Raw genomic sequence first — 16,521 nt, forward strand, 5'->3', positions numbered from 1 at the left:
AAGTGATTTAGAATCAAGCTGAAACAGATGTGTTCAATTTTTTTAAGGCGGCAGCTTCTTTCTTCCCATGAAGGAAATAATACAAAATGGCTGATAATAAAACAAAGACTGCCATCATTCCATAGAGTTTGCCATATCCTGTAATTGGAATAATGAATCCCAGCAAATAGGGACCAAATCCCAAGCCTGCATCAAGAAAGATAAAAAATGTTGACGTCGCCAATCCCATCCGATGTGCAGGTGTCAGCTTGACGGCCACTGCCTGGGTGCAGGACTGCATATTACCAAAGCCCAGCCCAATTAGCGCTCCAGCCAAAAGCAAGGTAAAACTGCTGTTCGCTGTACTAAGCACAAACATGCCTGCCGCAAATAAAATAAAAGCGGGGTACATAACATAGTTTGCTCCTTTAAGATCCATCAGACGCCCGGTAAATGGCCGTGAAACCAAGACAGCGGCCGAGTAAATGAGAAAGAAAAAGCTCGCGGCCTTGACTAAGCCGACTTCTATCGCAAAAAAATTGATAAAAGAGAGGACCCCGGAATAACCGAATGCGATTGCCAGTGTGATGAATGCAATCGGGACTGCTTTTGGCTCGATAAAGCTGGAAATTTGGAAGCCCTGCTTTTTCACACCTGAGGCTTCTATTGCAGGAACGTATAAAAAGAAGGATGTTATCAGAGCAATGATGCCAATGGCCAGACAGAAGACAAAAATCATTTGGAAAGAAACTTTTTGCATCATCAATAAACCAATAAATGGCCCAACAGCTGTGGCAAGAGTTGTGCTCATGCTGAAGTAGCCAATTCCTTCCCCTTTGCGTGCTGCCGGAATAATTTGTGCAGCGATGGTCCCAGTCGCCGTACTCGCCACGCCTAAAGCAATGCCGTGTATAAACCTGGTAACCAGCAGGAAACCAATTCCAATGTTGACGAAATATAAAAGAGTCGTAAGCGTAAAAAAGATCAATCCGATAAAAAGTGTTTTCTTACGTCCGATGTTATCAATGGCTCGCCCGATATATAGCCTGCCAATGAGCGTTCCAATAATAAAGATGCCCGTTACAAGCCCGGCCTGGCTAGTTGAGGCGCTATAGTAATCCACTGCAAAGACAGCAATGGTTACCATCAGCAAATAGAAAATCAATGTTAAGAAAAAATTAACGGATGAAACGATTATAAAATCCTTTGTCCAAAGCTTCGGTCTAGGCTGATTCAATTTATAACTCTCCCTGCATTAAATTTTTGCGGATTTCGCTCATAAGACGAATCCCTTCCAACTGTTCCTCCTCTGAAATTCCTCTTAGAATTTCCTGTTCAAATTCATCAATAGCTGCGCGGACTTCCTGATAAACCTTCCTGCCAGTATCGGTCAGCTGCATTCTTTTTTCCCGTTTGTCTTTAGTCGGAACAGGTTCTAAAAACCCCATTTCCTCCAATTTTGCAATCGTCCTTGTCACCGTTGGTTTTTCAACGCCAAGGTAATGTGAAAGCTCCACCAATGTAACTGAGGCATCATTATTCAAGTAATACATAATGGACCATTGAGCCCGATATAATTGATGCTTGCTTAACGCATTGTTCAGCCTATTCTCAAATGGGCGATACAACAGCACAAGCTGATGAAAAAACCTCTGAAATGTTTCGATCTGAAAAACCTCCCAATTTAGTTACTTTGAGTAATAGTTATCGAGAGTAACTAATTATATATTATACAGCTCTAATCGTTGACATGTAAATAGGCAATACCTTTGTTTCTAAAACAGCCCCATAAATCAAAAAAAGGCAAATTTGTGACACAATGTCATACTCTGTTGACGTGTGACACGATGTCATATACAATTCAATTGTAAGGATGACACAGTGTCACATCGAGGTGAAAGCTTTGTCCAAAATTCAAATGATTATTTCTAATTTGCAGAAACAGGGAGTAAATGCTGCAATCTGCAAAAAGCCATCCAGTTTTATGCCGCCAAAAAAACAAGGCAAAAATTCAAAGGAGTCCATATGGCCACAAATACGCCTGAACAAATTACATTGAAGGAACTAAGGACAGATTTAGTGCGTTTTATGATGTCCCACAAGTTCGCATTGGAAGAAATAAACACGAAAATAAATATCCTGAAAGAAGAATTTCAGTATGTGCATGACTATAATCCGATCGAGCATGTAAAATCACGAATTAAATCTCCAGAAAGTATATTTAAAAAGCTGCAAAGAAAAAAATTGGAGATCTCCTTAGAATCCATTAAGCAAAATATTAGGGATATTGCGGGCGTCCGCATTACATGTTCCTTTATATCAGACATTTATAAAATCAAAGCCATGCTTGAAGGCCAGAAAGATATAACGGTGCTCGAATGCAGGGATTATATTCAGCATCCAAAGCCAAATGGCTACCAGAGCCTTCATCTGATTATCCAGCTCCCCATTTTTATGTCTGACAGGGAAGAGATGGTTCCTGTAGAGATTCAAATCAGGACGATTGCCATGGACTTCTGGGCGAGCCTCGAGCACAAGATTTACTACAAGTACAATAAAGAAGTTCCGCAAAGAATAGTGAATGAACTGAAAGAGGCAGCTGACACGGCTTCACGCCTCGATCGGAAAATGGAAAACATCCATGAGGAAATGATTGGCCTGAAACAGCTGGAAGATGATGAAGCCATGATTTTTTCGCCTGAAAGCCTGCAATTCCTGCTGGCCAATAAAGGGATAAAAACTTAAAGGAGACGAAATAGATGCAAGTATGGACAGATATGCCGAATTTCGTAAAAAGAGAACTGGAGCAGCTTGAAGAAAAAGTATCTCCCATTATGAAAAAAGCATCCAGATATATTTTTTGGTCAACACCCTTGATTATTCTGTCATTAATCAATCTCATGACCTTGTTTTTCACCGTTCAGGATGAGAAAACATCACCGTTAGCCATCCTGATTTACGCCATAATTGGTGCGCTCGGATTTGCCCTTTCTAAAGAAGGGAAACATCTGCAGCTGGAAATTCAAAAACTGAGCTCACAGTACATTAGAGAACGGATTACTAAAAGCCAATGGGCTACTGATCATGTTAAAACGAGATATCAAGCATTAATCAATGAGAATCCCAGAAAGGCAGTCCCTTATTTTATCCAATTCTTAAAGGAGGAAAAAAGAGACTGGCAGTAAGGAGGAACCGGACTTGCCAAAAATTACTTTTTTCAATTTGCCTGAAGACAAACGGGAAAACTTAGTCCATGCAGCCAAAAAGGAATTTGCCCGCGTCCCGCTTTATCAGGCATCTATATCCAATATCATAAAAGATGCCAAAATCCCCCGCGGCAGCTTTTATCAGTATTTTGACGATAAAGAAGATGCCTTTTTCTACTTATTGAATAGCCATGTTTCTTCCTATAAGCAGCACTTTCTGGAAACACTGCGCAAAAATAATGGCGATATTTTTGATGCGATGATCGACTTTTATACAACCATCATTACGGAGGTAAAAGAAAATCTGCAGTTTCTGAGGAATTTATTTCTAAATATGACGCATCGAATCGAAAATGTTATGGCGAGAAGCTTCGGTGAAAATGACCTGAATGAGGATTTTAAGAAAATCAGCAATCTGATAAATAAGGAGCGGCTGAATATACAGGACGAGGATGAACTTTTTCATATGATGCAGATCATTTCCTCTGTCACATTCCACAATATCGTGAAAAAATTTGCGGGGGAACTGCCATTCGAAGAAGCTTTGAATAATTACAGAACAGAAATCTATTTATTAAAAAAAGGGTTTGTATCAGGGTAAATTTCGGAAAGCCTGTCTCTAAAAGGATTAGAGACAGGCTTTTTTGGGAAGGTAAAAAATAGCATGGAGCTTATTCCTTATTAGGGGAATAAATAAAACAATATTCAGGAAAGGGGTTAGTTATGGCGAACAAGAATAGATGGCTGATTGCCCTTTCAGCTGTCGCCATTCATTTATCAATAGGCTCGGTGTATGCTTACAGCGTTTATCAAAACCCATTAAAAGAAACGCTTGGCTGGGAAAAAACCGACGTCTCACTGGCATTTACCATTGCGATTTTTATCCTTGGGATTGCGGCAGCCTTTTTTGGCCGGTTTGTAGAAAAGCGGGGACCAAGAGTTTCAGCCATGATTGCCGCAGTCTTCTTTGGAATCGGTATTATTGGGTCCGGATTTGCCATACAGTTGGAGAACTATGTCCTATTCCTGATTTTCTTCGGTGTAATTGGGGGACTGGGTCTCGGCTTCGGCTATATTGCACCTGTCTCCACATTGGTTAAGTGGTTTCCTGACAGAAGGGGACTTGCCACAGGAATGGCAGTTATGGGATTCGGTGCAGGGGCACTGATCACAAGCCCCATTGCAAGCAGATTAATGATCGCAACTTCGATTCCGACAACCTTCTATGTCCTGGGAATCAGTTATTTTATTCTGATGATTTTGGGAGCGCTTTATATCGCAAAGCCGCCTGAAGGATGGGCACCTGAAGTAATGGAGGAGAACAGGGAAGAGCGGCCGGTTAAGGCAGATCTGGCACAGCTGAATGCCAATGAAGCGATTAAAACCAAGCGTTTCTGGCTTCTATGGATCATGATGTTTATCAATATTTCTGCAGGTATCATGATTCTCTCAGTTGCAGCACCAATGGCCCAGGAAATCACTGGGGCAAGCGCCATCACGGCTGCAGGCATTGTCGGCATTATGGGCCTCTTTAATGGAGGCGGAAGAATAGGCTGGGCATCCGCATCAGATTACCTTGGAAGAGGAAATACATATATGACCTTCTTCCTGATCCAGGTTGCTGCATTCTTCATTCTTCCATTTATTACAAACTCATTGATCTTTTCTGTATTCCTCTATATCATTGTTTCATGCTATGGAGGTGGATTTGCATCGCTTCCGGCCTTTATTGGAGACCTGTTTGGAACCAAACAGCTTGGCGCGATTCATGGTTATCTGCTTACCTCGTGGTCCATCGCCGGAGTGGTCGGCCCTATGCTCGTATCCAGCATATATGAAAATACGCAAAGCTATACGATTACTTTCTATGTATTTGGCACCATGCTTGCCATTGGCTTCATCGTCTCACTCTTGATGAAGCGCGATATCAAGAAAATCAGAACTGCAAAGAAGGAAAAACGGGCAAGCGGGCAGCTTGTTACTGAATAAACTGAAAAGCAGAAGCGCCTTGCCCATCCCCCGACCAGCACAAGACGAGCCGCGCGGTGCCTTTTTGAGAGGATTGATTTGTGATCTCGAGTGGGCAGGCTGCTTGCGCTGGATTGTTCTCGAAGTTCAAAATGCCAGAGAAAAACTCCTGCCGGATTAGCTGGCAGGAGTCTTTATTTTATCAAATGAAAATGGATGAACACGGTCATTGGAGCAATCCGGGCAAATGATCAGCATATCAAAGCTGTATTTATCTTCCTCCTTTTCCTCCCTGTGCCCGCAGATTTCACAGACATTTGCCAAAGAAACACCCCCTTATTCATCGTTTGACAGAATGTTATATCCGCAGTCTTTGATTGCCTGTTCAAAATCCATGAAGGAAGCAGCATCTTCATCAAATGAAATGACTGCTTCACCATTCCTGGAATTCAGCTTAATCTTCCGGACACCCCAGACATCATTCAGCGCTTTGCTTAGTTTTTCTTCATCTGCCTGATCCATGTTTTCGATGGATACTGTCCGAGTAATCATTCAAAATCACTCTCCTGTTTTATAATGACTGTGCTCTTTACCCATTTCCCTGCCCATCCCTTTAAGAAATCCAAGCATAGAATTGATGGCCAGATTAATATCAGGATCGCGTAAGGCTTTCATAAGCCCGAGCACTCCGGTCTTTTCATTCCTTTTCATCACTTCTGCAGATTCATCAAGACCTTTAGTAACAGCACTCATCATGATATTCATCTGCTGGGGATCGAGGGAGCCAAGAAAATCGACGGTATTAAAACCGTTGCGGATGATATTGTGCATGTTTGGCTGGTTTACCTGGTCAATCGCAATGGAAGCTACTTTTTCTTTCGAATGCAGTAATCCTTGAATAATATCAAGTATTCCAGATTTTTGCAGCTGTCCCATGATATCAATGGCACTTGTGATGGCCTCCCGATTCTGGCTAAGCTGCGTTAAAAGACCAGCTATATCCTGTGCTTGTTCTTCCTGGGCTGAAGGCTGAACCAGCTCAATTTGCTTGATCGCTTTCGCCATCGTAGATACCCTCCTTTTTCAGCATTTCCGGAATGGAGATAAAATCTTCCCGGCTCCATTTTTTTTCTGTTTCTACCCCAATATGCGGCTGAGGGTTCCCAAACCTGAAATTGTGATGAGGAAGCGGTGGGTCGCCGTCCCGTTCCAGCACTTCCATTTTCACCTGCATTTCCTTGTAGTTGGGCGTATGTGTAATTTTGTCATGATAGCTGCTGGTCAGCTTGTTGACTGCTCCCATTCCTTCAGTTGTATGCATTGGCAAATACAGTTCTTTACCCTTTACCTGATCTGTCACCCAAACTTTAACTTTGACATGGCCGTAAGGGGAGGTGAGGCGTACTAGACTGCCTGATTTGATATTCCGTTCGTCTGCCAGCTCAGGAGAAACTTCCAGCCATAGCTCCGGCACCTTATAGGAAATGCCTTCGGATTGATAGGTCATATTGCCTTCATGGAAATGCTCCAAAATTCTTCCATTATTCAAGTGAAGGTCGTACTCCTCTCCGGCTTCAAAAGGAGGAGTCCAATCCACTGTGATTAAGCGGGCTTTTCCATCCGGAAAATGGAACTTTTCCTTATAAAGCAATGGTGTATCCGTTCCATCTGGAGCAACAGGCCAAACAAGGCTTTCCCAGTTTTCAAGGCGCTTGTAGCTGACACCGGCAAACACAGGAGAAAGCTTAGCGGCTTCATCCATGATTTCACTTGGATCTTTATAAGTCCAGTCTGCTCCGAGCTTATTCGCAAGTTCCTGAAAAATGAACCAATCAGGTTTGCTGTCCCCTAGCGGTTCGAAAACTTTATTAAATCTTTGGATCCGCCGCTCTGTATTCGTGAAGGTTCCATCTTTTTCAAGGCTTGGCGCTGCCGGCAGAATCACATCCGCAAATTGGGCCGTCTTCGAAAAGAAAATATCCTGCACGACAAAGAAATCCAGTTTTTCAAACGCTTCGTGTACATAATTGATATTCGAATCCACAAGGCCCATTTCTTCCCCAAAGAGATACATAGCTTTTACTTTGCCAGCCTGGATGGCTTCTACAATCTGATGATTGTTGAGACCAGGGTTTTTAGGGAGTTCAGTGCCCCAGGCTTGTTCAAAGCGGGTGCGGATTTCATCATTTTCTATTGGCTGATATCCCGGAAGCCAGGTAGGCATTGTGCCAAAATCACTCGCTCCTTGGACATTATTGTGGCCGCGAAGCGGGTAAGCTCCTGCGCCTGGTTTGCCAAAATTGCCTGTAACTAAAAGAAGGTTACTGATCGCGGTGCTTGTATCTGTGCCGCCTAAGTGCTGTGTAACACCCATTGCCCATAAAATGCAGGTACCGTTTGCATCATGAATCATTTCAGCAATCCTGATTAATGTTTTCTTTGAAATGCCGGTTACTTCCTCTGCATAATCAAGCGTGAATTTTTCAAGGGATTGAATGTATTCATCCGCATGGTTGACACGGGTGTTAAGGAATTCGCGGTCTTCCCACCCCTGGTCGATAAAGTATTTAGTGACAGCAGAGAGCCAGACAAGATCGGTTCCCGGTTTTGGATGAATATGCAAATCAGCCCGCTCTGCCAAATCATTTTTCCGGAGGTCGGCTACAATCAGCTTTTGGTCCGCCAATTTATGCGCCCGTTTAATCCGTGTTGCCAGAACAGGGTGTGATTCTGCCGGGTTCGCACCGACAACAATGATTAAATCCGAGCTTGCAATATCCTTCATCGTTCCGGAGTCACCGCCAATGCCGACTGTACGGATAAGACCCATGGAAGCGGGTGTCTGACAGTATCTAGAACAGTTATCAATATTGTTTGTTTTAAAAATGGCCCTGGCAAGCTTTTGAAACAGATAATTTTCCTCGTTGGAACATTTGGAAGATGCGATAAAACCGAGGGCATCCGGTCCATTTTCTTCTTTGATGTCAGTGAATTTTTCCGCAATCAGAGAGAGGGCCTCATCCCATGTGGCTTCAAAGAATTTTTCGCCTTTTCTGATTAGAGGCTTGGTGAGGCGTTCTTTGCTGTTCACAAAGCTCCAGCCGAACTTTCCTTTCACACAAGTCGAAATTCCATTAACAGGAGCTTCAGGGGACGGCTGAATTTTGAGAATTTCCCGGTCTTTCGTCCAAACCTCGAAGCTGCAGCCGACCCCGCAATAAGTACAGACTGTCTTTGTCCGCTTAATACGGGATTCCCGCATCGCTGCCTCTACATTGGAAATTGCAAAAATCTCTTTATAGCCAGGCTCAACTTCTTTCGTTAAATCAATCATCGGCTCAAGAAGAGGCTTTGGAATATTCGTGAGATAGCCGGCTTTGCCGAGCATTGATTTCTCCATTAATGCATTGCAGGGGCAAACTGTCACACAATGCCCGCAGGATACGCAGGAGGATTCATTTATGGGCACATCCTGATCCCAAATCACGCGCGGCTGCTCCCGGTCCCAGGCGATGCTCAGAACCTCGCTCACCTGCACATCCTGGCATGCCTCCACACAAAGCCCGCATAGAATGCACTGATCCGGCTCATACCGGTAAAAGGGATTCGAAGCATCCTGAGGGTAGGGCTTTGGCTTAAATTCATACTTCTGATGCTCAATCTTAAAATGCTCCGCTGTATTATGCACTACACAATTTCCATTATTGTTATCGCAAACCGTACAATATAGCTCATGATTTTTCAAGATGCGGGACATACCCTCAAGCTGGGCTTCCTTAGCCAGCTCCGAAACAGAACTTACCCTCAGATTCGGCTCAGCCTTCGTCCCACAAGACCGTTTTAGCTCTCCATCAATTTCTACGTAGCATGTATCGCAAGTCTGAATGACGCCAACTCCTAAATCCGGCTGGGAAGAACAAATCCCCGGGAGAAAATAATTATGATCCCGCGCTGCCTCAAAAATCGACTGTCCCGGTTTTGCTTCAATTTCCTTTTCATCCAGGTAAAAAGTGAATTTTCCTCCGTTCATACAGCACCACCACCTATTCATTCATCCTATTTAAAAAGTATTTGTTAAAAGTGGGAAATGTATTACAAAATGGCCGGAATTGGCAGGGGGCGCTATGGGTCAAAAGATGAAGACTGTCGCCATAGGTGGTTTATAAAAGTCCAGAAATGGAGAGATGAATAGAAAATGATCGCCATGAGGAGTCATGGCGCCCAAAATTCAAAATGAGCGGAGAAAATGGTCGCTATAGAGGGGGGATGAAGCCCAAAAATGGAGAGGCGAGAAAAAAATGTTCGTCATAGAGGTGTTATGAAGCCCAAAATTCAGAGAGAGCGGAGAAAATGGTCGCTATAGAGGGGGGATGGAGCCCAAAAATGCAGAGGCGAGAAGAAAATGGTCGTCATAGAGGTGTTATGAAGCCCAAAAATGGAGAGGCGAGAAGAAAATGGTCGTCATAGAAGTGTTATGAAGCCCAAAATTCAGTGAGAGCGGAGAAAATGGTCGCTATAAAGGGGGGATGGAGCCCAAAAATGCAGAGGCGAGAAGAAAATGGTCGTCATAAAGGTGTTATGAAGCCCAAAAATGCAGAGGCGAGAAGAAAATGGTCGTCATAGAGGTGTTATGGAGCCCAAAAATGCAGAGGCGGGAAGAAAACGGTCGCCATAAAGGTGTCATGAAGCCCAAAATTCAGAGAGAGCGGAGAAAACGCTCGCCATAGAGGAATCATGAAGCCCAAAATTCAGAGAGAGCGAAGAAAATGGTCGCTATAGAGGGTTGATGGAGCCCAAAAATGCAGAGGCGAGAAGAAAATGGTCGTCATAGAGGTGTTATGAAGCCCAAAAATGGAGTAGCAAGGAGCAAACGGCCGCCGTAAGGAATCCATGATACCCAAAGAAGAAGAAAACCATAACAGTGAAGTTTCATGTCATATCTGCTTTTTGTTATTAATTATTAGTTATTAGTTCATTCAGGGTTTGGGCATTTTCTTTGTCTAAGGTTCCTAATGCATTTTTTTCTCTGTGAAAAATCGCTGCAGGTCCATCTTTCTTGCTGAACCATATTGAGTACTCAGTCAATCTCTCTGGCATATTTTTATCATAAGTAAAGAATAAAGTGGCTATCACATCTTCTTTTTCAGCCATTTGGGGCTTTATGTCTGCCTCCCATTCAATGCTTGAGAATATTTCTCTTAAGGATTTAATCTTTTCTTTTTCAGTTATAATGAATTCTTTTTCACTTTTTTCTTGTGAGATATCAACTCTAGTCAACTGGTCCAGGTCCAATTCATTTGAGGCATCCTTTGAACATCCAATTAAAAGCAAGAAGATAATAATAGATAAAATAATAGGGCTTTTTTTCATTTAAATTCCTCCGGCTGGTTCATTAGTGTAAAATATATTCAACACTAATTGCTCAACCCCTTTTTAAATGTTGTTTTTTTCGTACAATAAAAAGGCTGAGCATGCCTATTGAAAAATCCGCCAGCATCCGTTAATATATAAATACAAGCTGCATTGTTCGTAATCATAATAAAGTTTTAACCTTTAAGCTGTAACAGGGAGTTTTACATTGAAACGGGAATGACAGGCCTTCGTCTATATGACAAGGAGGACAGGCAGGAATGTTTCTGCGAACACCCACTTTGAGGAGTGGTGGTTTAAAACTTTCTTATCCTTATTTACGGCAATGGCGGCTGTACATACGTAAATTAAACCAGTTCCCAAGGGGAGCTGGTTTTTTTGCGTTTAGAAATCAAATTTCTGGTTAAACCAAGATAAACGACACATTAACAGGAGATGTAATATATGAAAGAGATTACGGAAAAAAGATATTGCGAAGTCTGCGGAAAAGAAACTGTACACATCGCCAGGGAAGATGCACTTGAAATTGAATACATCTGCAAGGAATGCCATCATGAGGAAGACATCATTAAATCCTTTTTCTAAAGCCACCGATTATTGACACCATTAGTAAGCCATGATAAAGTAAAATTATCTCGAATTAAAGATATTTTATTTTAAGATAAATAACAACGGGGAGGAAGTCCACTTGAATCATTTAAAAGGTATTCACCATGTTACAGCTATTACAAGCAGTGCGGAAAAAAATTATGAGTTTTTCACTTATACATTAGGGATGCGTTTAGTAAAGAAGACAGTAAATCAAGATGACATCCAGACGTATCACTTATTTTTTGCCGATGATGCAGGAAGTCCTGGAACGGATATGACATTTTTTGATTTTCCTGGTATTCCACAGGGATCTCACGGAACGGATGAAATATCGAAAACTTCATTCCGGGTTCCGACAGATGAAGCACTCGAATATTGGGTAAAGCGGTTTGACCGCTTAGAGGTTCCACATTCCGGGATCAAAGAGCAGTTCGGCAAAAACACCCTGTCATTCACGGATTTTGATGACCAAAAATACCAATTGATCTCTGATGAAGACAATAAAGGAGTACCCTCAGGCACACCTTGGCAGAATGGACCTATTCCGCTCGAATATGCGATCACTGGTCTGGGGCCGCTTTTTGTAAGGGTAGCTCAATTTGATTATTTTAAGGAAATGATGGAAAAGGTGCTTCATTTTAAGGAAATTGCTCAAGAAGGAGATTTCCATTTATTCGAAGTGGGTGAAGGGGGAAATGGGGCACAGGTGGTAGTGGAATATAACCCGTCTCTTCCTCAGGCACGCCAGGGGTATGGAACAGTCCATCACGCAGCATTCCGCGTGGAAGATAAGTCTGTTCTCGAGGAATGGGATCAGCATTTGAGAGGCTTTGGCTTCCAGACTTCTGGATTTGTAGATCGCTTCTTCTTCGGTTCTTTATATTCCCGGGTTGCACCGCAGATTTTATTTGAATTCGCGACGGATGGCCCTGGATTTATGGGTGACGAGCCATATGAAACACTTGGGGAAAAACTTTCCCTGCCGCCATTCCTGGAGCCGAAAAGGGACCAAATCGAAAGCTATGTCCGTCCGATCGATACAGTAAGAAGCACGAAGAATTTTGAAAAAGAATAACGAGGCCAAAGGCACCTGTCATTCCACTGCTTTAACGCAGTGGAGGACAGTTGCCTTTTTTTAGCGTATAATGGAGGGTATTCTTTAGAAAATAGGAGCAGAGGGCAGTGGAGAAACATAACAGCAAATACAGGTGGCTTGTCTTTAGCGCGGTTTTATTTACATACTTTTTAATCGTGAGCCAAAGAACAGCACCTGGTTTAATTACTGATCAATTAATGAAGGAATTCGGGGTGACAGCTGCGGCCATTGGGCTCCTGACGAGCATCCAATTTTTCGCCTATGCCAGCCTGCAGGTTCCCATTGGAATATTATCTGACCGTTTTGGCCCTAATGTATTTTTAATCGCCGGGACTCTTCTAAACGGAATCGGCACTTTATTATTCAGTTTTGCTGCGAATGAATACATCCTTTTCGCGGCAAGAATGCTAGTCGGAATAGGTGATGCGACGATCTGGATAAATGTTGTCATCATTTTAGGGAGATGGTTTAAGGTAAATGAATTTGTAAAATTGCTTGGTTTTGCGGGCATGTCCGGGAGCTTTGGATTTTTGCTCGCGACTGTGCCATTTTCCATTTGGATTTCCATATGGGGCTGGCGCATTCCTTTTTTGGCAGTGGGCATTATTTTGACCATCCTCGCCTTATTGCTGTATTTCATTTTAATTATGCAGCCTTCCCGGATGGGCATAGAACCTAAGAAAACAAAAGGTAAGAAGGAGCCAGCAGAGAAAACAGCAAACATCTTAAAGAGAATTTTTTCTGACCGTCAGGCATGGGCCACATTTTTGTGTCACTTTGGCGTGGTTGGCACTTATGTTGGCTTCATCGGTTCATGGGCAGTGCCATATGGAATGGAAATGTATGATTTGACCCGTTCCGAATCCAGCCAGCTAGTCATGATAGGACTGATTGGGGCAATTATTGGTGCTCCGTTAATGAGCTTCATATCAGGACGGATGGGCAGCATCAAACGCCCTTATCTTTTTGCCCACATAATCGTCGTTCTCGGTTGGGCAGTTTTTCTCGTATTCCAAGGCAAACCTCCATATCCGCTCCTGATTGCACTTTTTCTGGTCATGGGTTATGGGAATGGGGCTAGTACGCTGACATTTGCGATTGTCAGAAAATCATTTGACATAAGGGATGTGGGTGTCGTTTCAGGTTTTGCCAACACCGGCGGCTTTCTGAGTGCAGTTTTGCTGCCATTTATTTTTGGAAAAGTTTTGGATACATTTGAAGCAGGATACCAGTATGGATTTATTATTCCGGTCATCTTTTCTTTGATTGGACTGATGGGTGCAGGGTTAATAAATGAAAAAGGACGCCAATTGGTTAAAGGTTAACTTTATGCTGTATTTTGAGGACAAATATGCAAAAAGGAGACGAGAATATGAAAGCTTTATTAAAAAAAGAACCAAATGGCTATACTGCTGTCTTTGAAAGAAAGCTGAAACATCCCAGGGAAGATATCTGGGCGATGCTTACTGACAATAATCAGCTGAAAAAATGGTTTCCTGAGCTGCAGGCTGAGGATTTAAAGAATGGTGGAAAATTCAAATTTGATATGGGTGATGGCAGCTTTGAGGAAATGGAAATCCTCGGGTTTGAAAAGCCAGCGATCCTTGAATACACATGGGGCGATGATATTGTCCGCTTTGAACTGAATGAATTAAAGGGCGGGACAGAGTTGATTTTGATTGAAAAAATCAGTAAAATAACAGATCATACACCACGGGATCTTGCAGGCTGGCATGTATGTCTTAATGTAATTGGACGTCTGCTTGATGGAGTAAAAGGAGGCAGCCGGAAAGAAGAATGGGAAAATTGGTATGAAGAATATAAAGCAGCAACTGAGACCCTAAAGCAATAATATAGAAAAAGGCTGACAAATTGTACTTAGTAGATCAGATAATGTGGAGAAAATCCGAAAACACAGAGTAATTAACATTTGTATAAAAAAAGGGTGGGGTCAAAATTAAAGGAAACCCCATCCTTTTTTTAATTTTAATGTGTAATATTCGAAAAAACACTTCATTAAATAAAATAATCATCCATTTTAATCGTTAACTTTTTTCTTTACTGCCATCCAAACCTCACTATACACATTTTCCGGTGTACCGTTGTACTTTGTAAAAGAAATACCAGGTAGTTCTACCAGTTCATAATCTGATGAAGGCAGCCATTCAGAATAAATTTTTGCGGTAGTTTCTTGAAGTGTAGAAGGAAATGGTCCTTGGTTAGGGAAAATGGCCCATAAAGTTTCTTCAATAGTAATTTGCTCTAAATTATCGAATGGATTTTCTTTTGTAGTTGCAAAACCTATCATGTGTGTTAAATACCCTTTTTCTTCTAAGAAACTTTCATCAAAATCATACGATACATTTAACACTTGATGAGGATATAAATCCGCTAATTGATGCATTTGATTTCTTTGCTGTTCTGTAATTGTCTTGGCCAGTTCTATGATGGCATTATTTTCACCTTCAAATTGAATTGGCACCCTTTTCGATACACCAACTATATTAAACAACTCTTTCTTTTCAATCTTAAATTCCATTGAAATTCCTCCTCTTATATCAATAAAGAATGAATATTTTGGAAATGATTTTTGAATTTTGTTTTTAATCACTTCTGAAGGCAAAAATCCACTCCATTCACGAAAGGCTCTTGAAAATCCTTCGATGGATTGATAACCATATTTGTAGGCAATATCGGTCACTTTTGCACCGTTAATCAGTTCAACATTTGCAACTGATAATCTCCTATTTTTGATGTACTCATTTAATGACATTCCAGCCATATACGAAAACATTCTTTTGAAATGATAATCAGATAATCCTACAATTTTTGATATCTCCTTTCCAGAGATTTCTTCCGTCAAATGTGTTTCAATATAATCCATTAAATGATTGAATTCCTGTAACATTCATTTCCCCCCTTCACAAATACATAATAATGATAAAAATCATAATTCACTCGATATTTTATATACGGAATTTATCGGAACGCATTTCAATTAATTATAGTCATTGTCATTTGGCATTAAGCCTTTTTTAATAGGCTTTGTTAAATAGTATTGTTGTTTTTCAGGCAAAAAAAATGGGAACGACTGATTTGTACGTTCCCGTTCTTATTCCTTTAAAGCACCCGTTAATGAAATAAGGTAATTTATTTATTATAATCTTACCAGTGTACTTGAAGTTTATTGCCATTTGGGTCATAAAAGTGGAAAAAGGCATGACCATTATCTTCTTTTATATCCTCGACCTTAACTTGATTATCAATTAAGTGTTGATGAAATTTAGATAATTCTGGACTTGTAAAGCCAATGCTAAATTCTTGTTCATTATCAATTGTAAAATGTGCAAACGTTTCATCTTCTGTAGGAACTAAGATTAGTAAGAAAGGTCCTTCATTTACTTTTAAAATTGCTAGTTCCTCAGTATTGTTTAGTAACTGGAGCCCTAATACATCTCTATACCATTGTGCAGACAGTTCTAAATCTTTTACAGGAATTCTAATATAATGTACTTGTTCAATAAATGATTTACTCATAGCCTTCACTCCTTTATTTAATCAGGTATATCAAATAGTTCCCTTTCTATATACCTTTTTTCTTCCGATTATTGAATTAACCTGCCCTTTAGCGGAACAATAAACCTCCTATTATTCGGAAAATTCCGATAACCTAGTTTATCATAAGTAATGTTAACTGAGAAAGAACAACTGTCTAAAACTATTTTGGTTATCGTAAAGTTATCTTTTATATGTTTGATGGTGTATAAGAATTGGAAACAGCTCAAATAATGGACTAGATATTTAGTCGCTACACCATTAAAACTCACTCGCTCTCGGTAATTTTAGCCCACACATTATAGAACAACCGTTCGAGAAAAACAAAAAACAACATTATTCTTTAACAAAGCCTTTTGATAAATAGCGCGATCTTATTTGCTTATCCTTTGTGAAAAATAATGCCGGTATTTCACTGCCTTCTTATATGTTCCGATTGTTTTAACAGACAGGTAAGCACTTTTAGCTTCGAGTGTTGTATGTAAGACATCATTTCTTCTTGAGAATTAAATCCATCACCGTCCCTTAAAAAGGCAGGAGTCTTGTCTTTCACTTCGATTTCAGGAAAGAGGTGTCTTACTTGTTCAGGCTGGGTGTAGGATTTCCCGTAATAGGGAGTTTCTCCCTGAACGGGGGGGGCAGCCAATAAAGCAGCAGACAGGAGTACAGCGTTTTTTACTAGTTTTTGCATCGGCTAAGTTCCTACTCTATTTATTTCAAATTAATAATAGATGAAAAATGTTTTAACTCTTAATT

General features: G+C 41.2%; 18 protein-coding genes, 1 other RNA gene and 1 pseudogene. 9 read left to right on the plus strand and 11 right to left on the minus strand.

Annotated elements, in window-relative coordinates:
• Positions 1-13 precede the first annotated feature (13 nt).
• Positions 14-1,216, minus strand: coding sequence for an MFS transporter (locus DFO72_RS05050; RefSeq protein WP_113881116.1), 1,203 nt, complete (start codon positions 1,214-1,216; stop codon positions 14-16).
• A gap of 1 nt (position 1,217) precedes the next feature.
• Complete coding sequence (locus tag DFO72_RS05055) at positions 1,218-1,613, minus strand: MarR family winged helix-turn-helix transcriptional regulator (RefSeq protein ID WP_113881115.1); 396 nt, start codon at positions 1,611-1,613, stop codon at positions 1,218-1,220.
• A gap of 391 nt (positions 1,614-2,004) precedes the next feature.
• Here DFO72_RS05055 and DFO72_RS05060 point away from each other — a divergent pair, with 391 nt between their 5' ends.
• The 4 genes from DFO72_RS05060 (at position 2,005) to DFO72_RS05075 (ending at position 5,174) form a co-directional block, all read left to right on the plus strand.
• Positions 2,005-2,724: a GTP pyrophosphokinase gene (locus DFO72_RS05060; protein ID WP_113881114.1), complete on the plus strand. Its 720-nt coding sequence runs from the start codon at positions 2,005-2,007 to the stop codon at positions 2,722-2,724.
• A gap of 14 nt (positions 2,725-2,738) precedes the next feature.
• On the plus strand, positions 2,739-3,164 hold the full coding sequence (locus DFO72_RS05065; protein ID WP_113881113.1) for a DUF5392 family protein: 426 nt from the start codon (positions 2,739-2,741) through the stop codon (positions 3,162-3,164).
• Positions 3,165-3,177: 13 nt separating this feature from the next.
• The gene (locus DFO72_RS05070) at positions 3,178-3,786 is read left to right on the plus strand and encodes a TetR/AcrR family transcriptional regulator (protein WP_113881112.1); all 609 of its coding nucleotides are present in this window, start codon (positions 3,178-3,180) and stop codon (positions 3,784-3,786) included.
• Positions 3,787-3,908: 122 nt separating this feature from the next.
• Positions 3,909-5,174, plus strand: coding sequence for an L-lactate MFS transporter (locus tag DFO72_RS05075; RefSeq protein WP_113881111.1), 1,266 nt, complete (start codon positions 3,909-3,911; stop codon positions 5,172-5,174).
• Positions 5,175-5,330: 156 nt separating this feature from the next.
• Here DFO72_RS05075 and DFO72_RS29290 read toward each other — a convergent pair whose 3' ends face one another.
• The 5 genes from DFO72_RS29290 to DFO72_RS05095 all read right to left on the minus strand — a co-directional run bounded on the left by DFO72_RS29290 (position 5,331) and on the right by DFO72_RS05095 (position 10,523).
• Positions 5,331-5,477: a hypothetical protein gene (locus DFO72_RS29290; RefSeq protein ID WP_166672421.1), complete on the minus strand. Its 147-nt coding sequence runs from the start codon at positions 5,475-5,477 to the stop codon at positions 5,331-5,333.
• 12 nt (positions 5,478-5,489) lie between these two features.
• Positions 5,490-5,705, minus strand: a complete 216-nt coding sequence (locus tag DFO72_RS05080; RefSeq protein ID WP_113881110.1) for a heavy-metal-associated domain-containing protein — start codon at positions 5,703-5,705, stop codon at positions 5,490-5,492.
• 6 nt (positions 5,706-5,711) lie between these two features.
• Positions 5,712-6,218, minus strand: coding sequence for a DUF1641 domain-containing protein (locus tag DFO72_RS05085; RefSeq protein ID WP_113881109.1), 507 nt, complete (start codon positions 6,216-6,218; stop codon positions 5,712-5,714).
• Positions 6,193-9,183, minus strand: coding sequence for a formate dehydrogenase subunit alpha (gene fdhF / locus DFO72_RS05090; RefSeq protein ID WP_113881108.1), 2,991 nt, complete (start codon positions 9,181-9,183; stop codon positions 6,193-6,195). Before fdhF ends, DFO72_RS05085 begins: the two co-directional genes overlap by 26 nt.
• Positions 9,184-10,106: 923 nt before the next feature.
• Positions 10,107-10,523 (minus strand): hypothetical protein, encoded by a 417-nt coding sequence (locus DFO72_RS05095; protein WP_113881107.1) that lies wholly within the window; start codon positions 10,521-10,523, stop codon positions 10,107-10,109.
• A 142-nt stretch (positions 10,524-10,665) separates the two neighbouring features.
• Between DFO72_RS05095 and ssrS the strand changes: the two genes are divergently transcribed.
• From ssrS to DFO72_RS05115, 5 genes are all read left to right on the plus strand, one after another.
• Positions 10,666-10,862, plus strand: a non-coding RNA gene (gene ssrS / locus DFO72_RS05100) — 6S RNA.
• Positions 10,863-10,967: 105 nt separating this feature from the next.
• Positions 10,968-11,108 carry a hypothetical protein gene (locus DFO72_RS29295; RefSeq protein ID WP_166672422.1) on the plus strand — a complete coding sequence of 47 codons (141 nt, stop codon included), beginning with the start codon at positions 10,968-10,970 and terminating at the stop codon, positions 11,106-11,108.
• A 103-nt stretch (positions 11,109-11,211) separates the two neighbouring features.
• Positions 11,212-12,189 (plus strand): ring-cleaving dioxygenase, encoded by a 978-nt coding sequence (locus tag DFO72_RS05105; RefSeq protein WP_113881106.1) that lies wholly within the window; start codon positions 11,212-11,214, stop codon positions 12,187-12,189.
• Between the two features lie 107 nt (positions 12,190-12,296).
• A complete protein-coding gene (locus DFO72_RS05110) occupies positions 12,297-13,535 on the plus strand; it encodes an MFS transporter (protein WP_113881105.1) in 1,239 nt (412 codons plus the stop codon).
• 47 nt (positions 13,536-13,582) lie between these two features.
• A complete protein-coding gene (locus DFO72_RS05115) occupies positions 13,583-14,062 on the plus strand; it encodes an SRPBCC family protein (RefSeq protein WP_113881104.1) in 480 nt (159 codons plus the stop codon).
• Positions 14,063-14,248: 186 nt separating this feature from the next.
• Here DFO72_RS05115 and DFO72_RS05120 read toward each other — a convergent pair whose 3' ends face one another.
• From DFO72_RS05120 to DFO72_RS05130, 4 genes and pseudogenes are all read right to left on the minus strand, one after another.
• Positions 14,249-15,118, minus strand: coding sequence for an AraC family transcriptional regulator (locus tag DFO72_RS05120; RefSeq protein WP_113881103.1), 870 nt, complete (start codon positions 15,116-15,118; stop codon positions 14,249-14,251).
• Positions 15,119-15,375: 257 nt separating this feature from the next.
• Complete coding sequence (locus tag DFO72_RS05125) at positions 15,376-15,747, minus strand: VOC family protein (protein ID WP_045516608.1); 372 nt, start codon at positions 15,745-15,747, stop codon at positions 15,376-15,378.
• Between the two features lie 68 nt (positions 15,748-15,815).
• Positions 15,816-16,052, minus strand: a pseudogene (locus tag DFO72_RS29845) (hypothetical protein); the annotation flags it as partial.
• 125 nt (positions 16,053-16,177) lie between these two features.
• Entirely contained in the window at positions 16,178-16,456 is a 279-nt protein-coding gene (locus DFO72_RS05130) for a hypothetical protein (RefSeq protein WP_113881102.1), read from the minus strand.
• Positions 16,457-16,521: the final 65 nt, after the last annotated feature.

The organism is Cytobacillus oceanisediminis (assembly GCF_004366035.1).
Taxonomy (GTDB): Bacteria; Bacillota; Bacilli; order Bacillales; family Cytobacillaceae; genus Cytobacillus; species Cytobacillus oceanisediminis_C.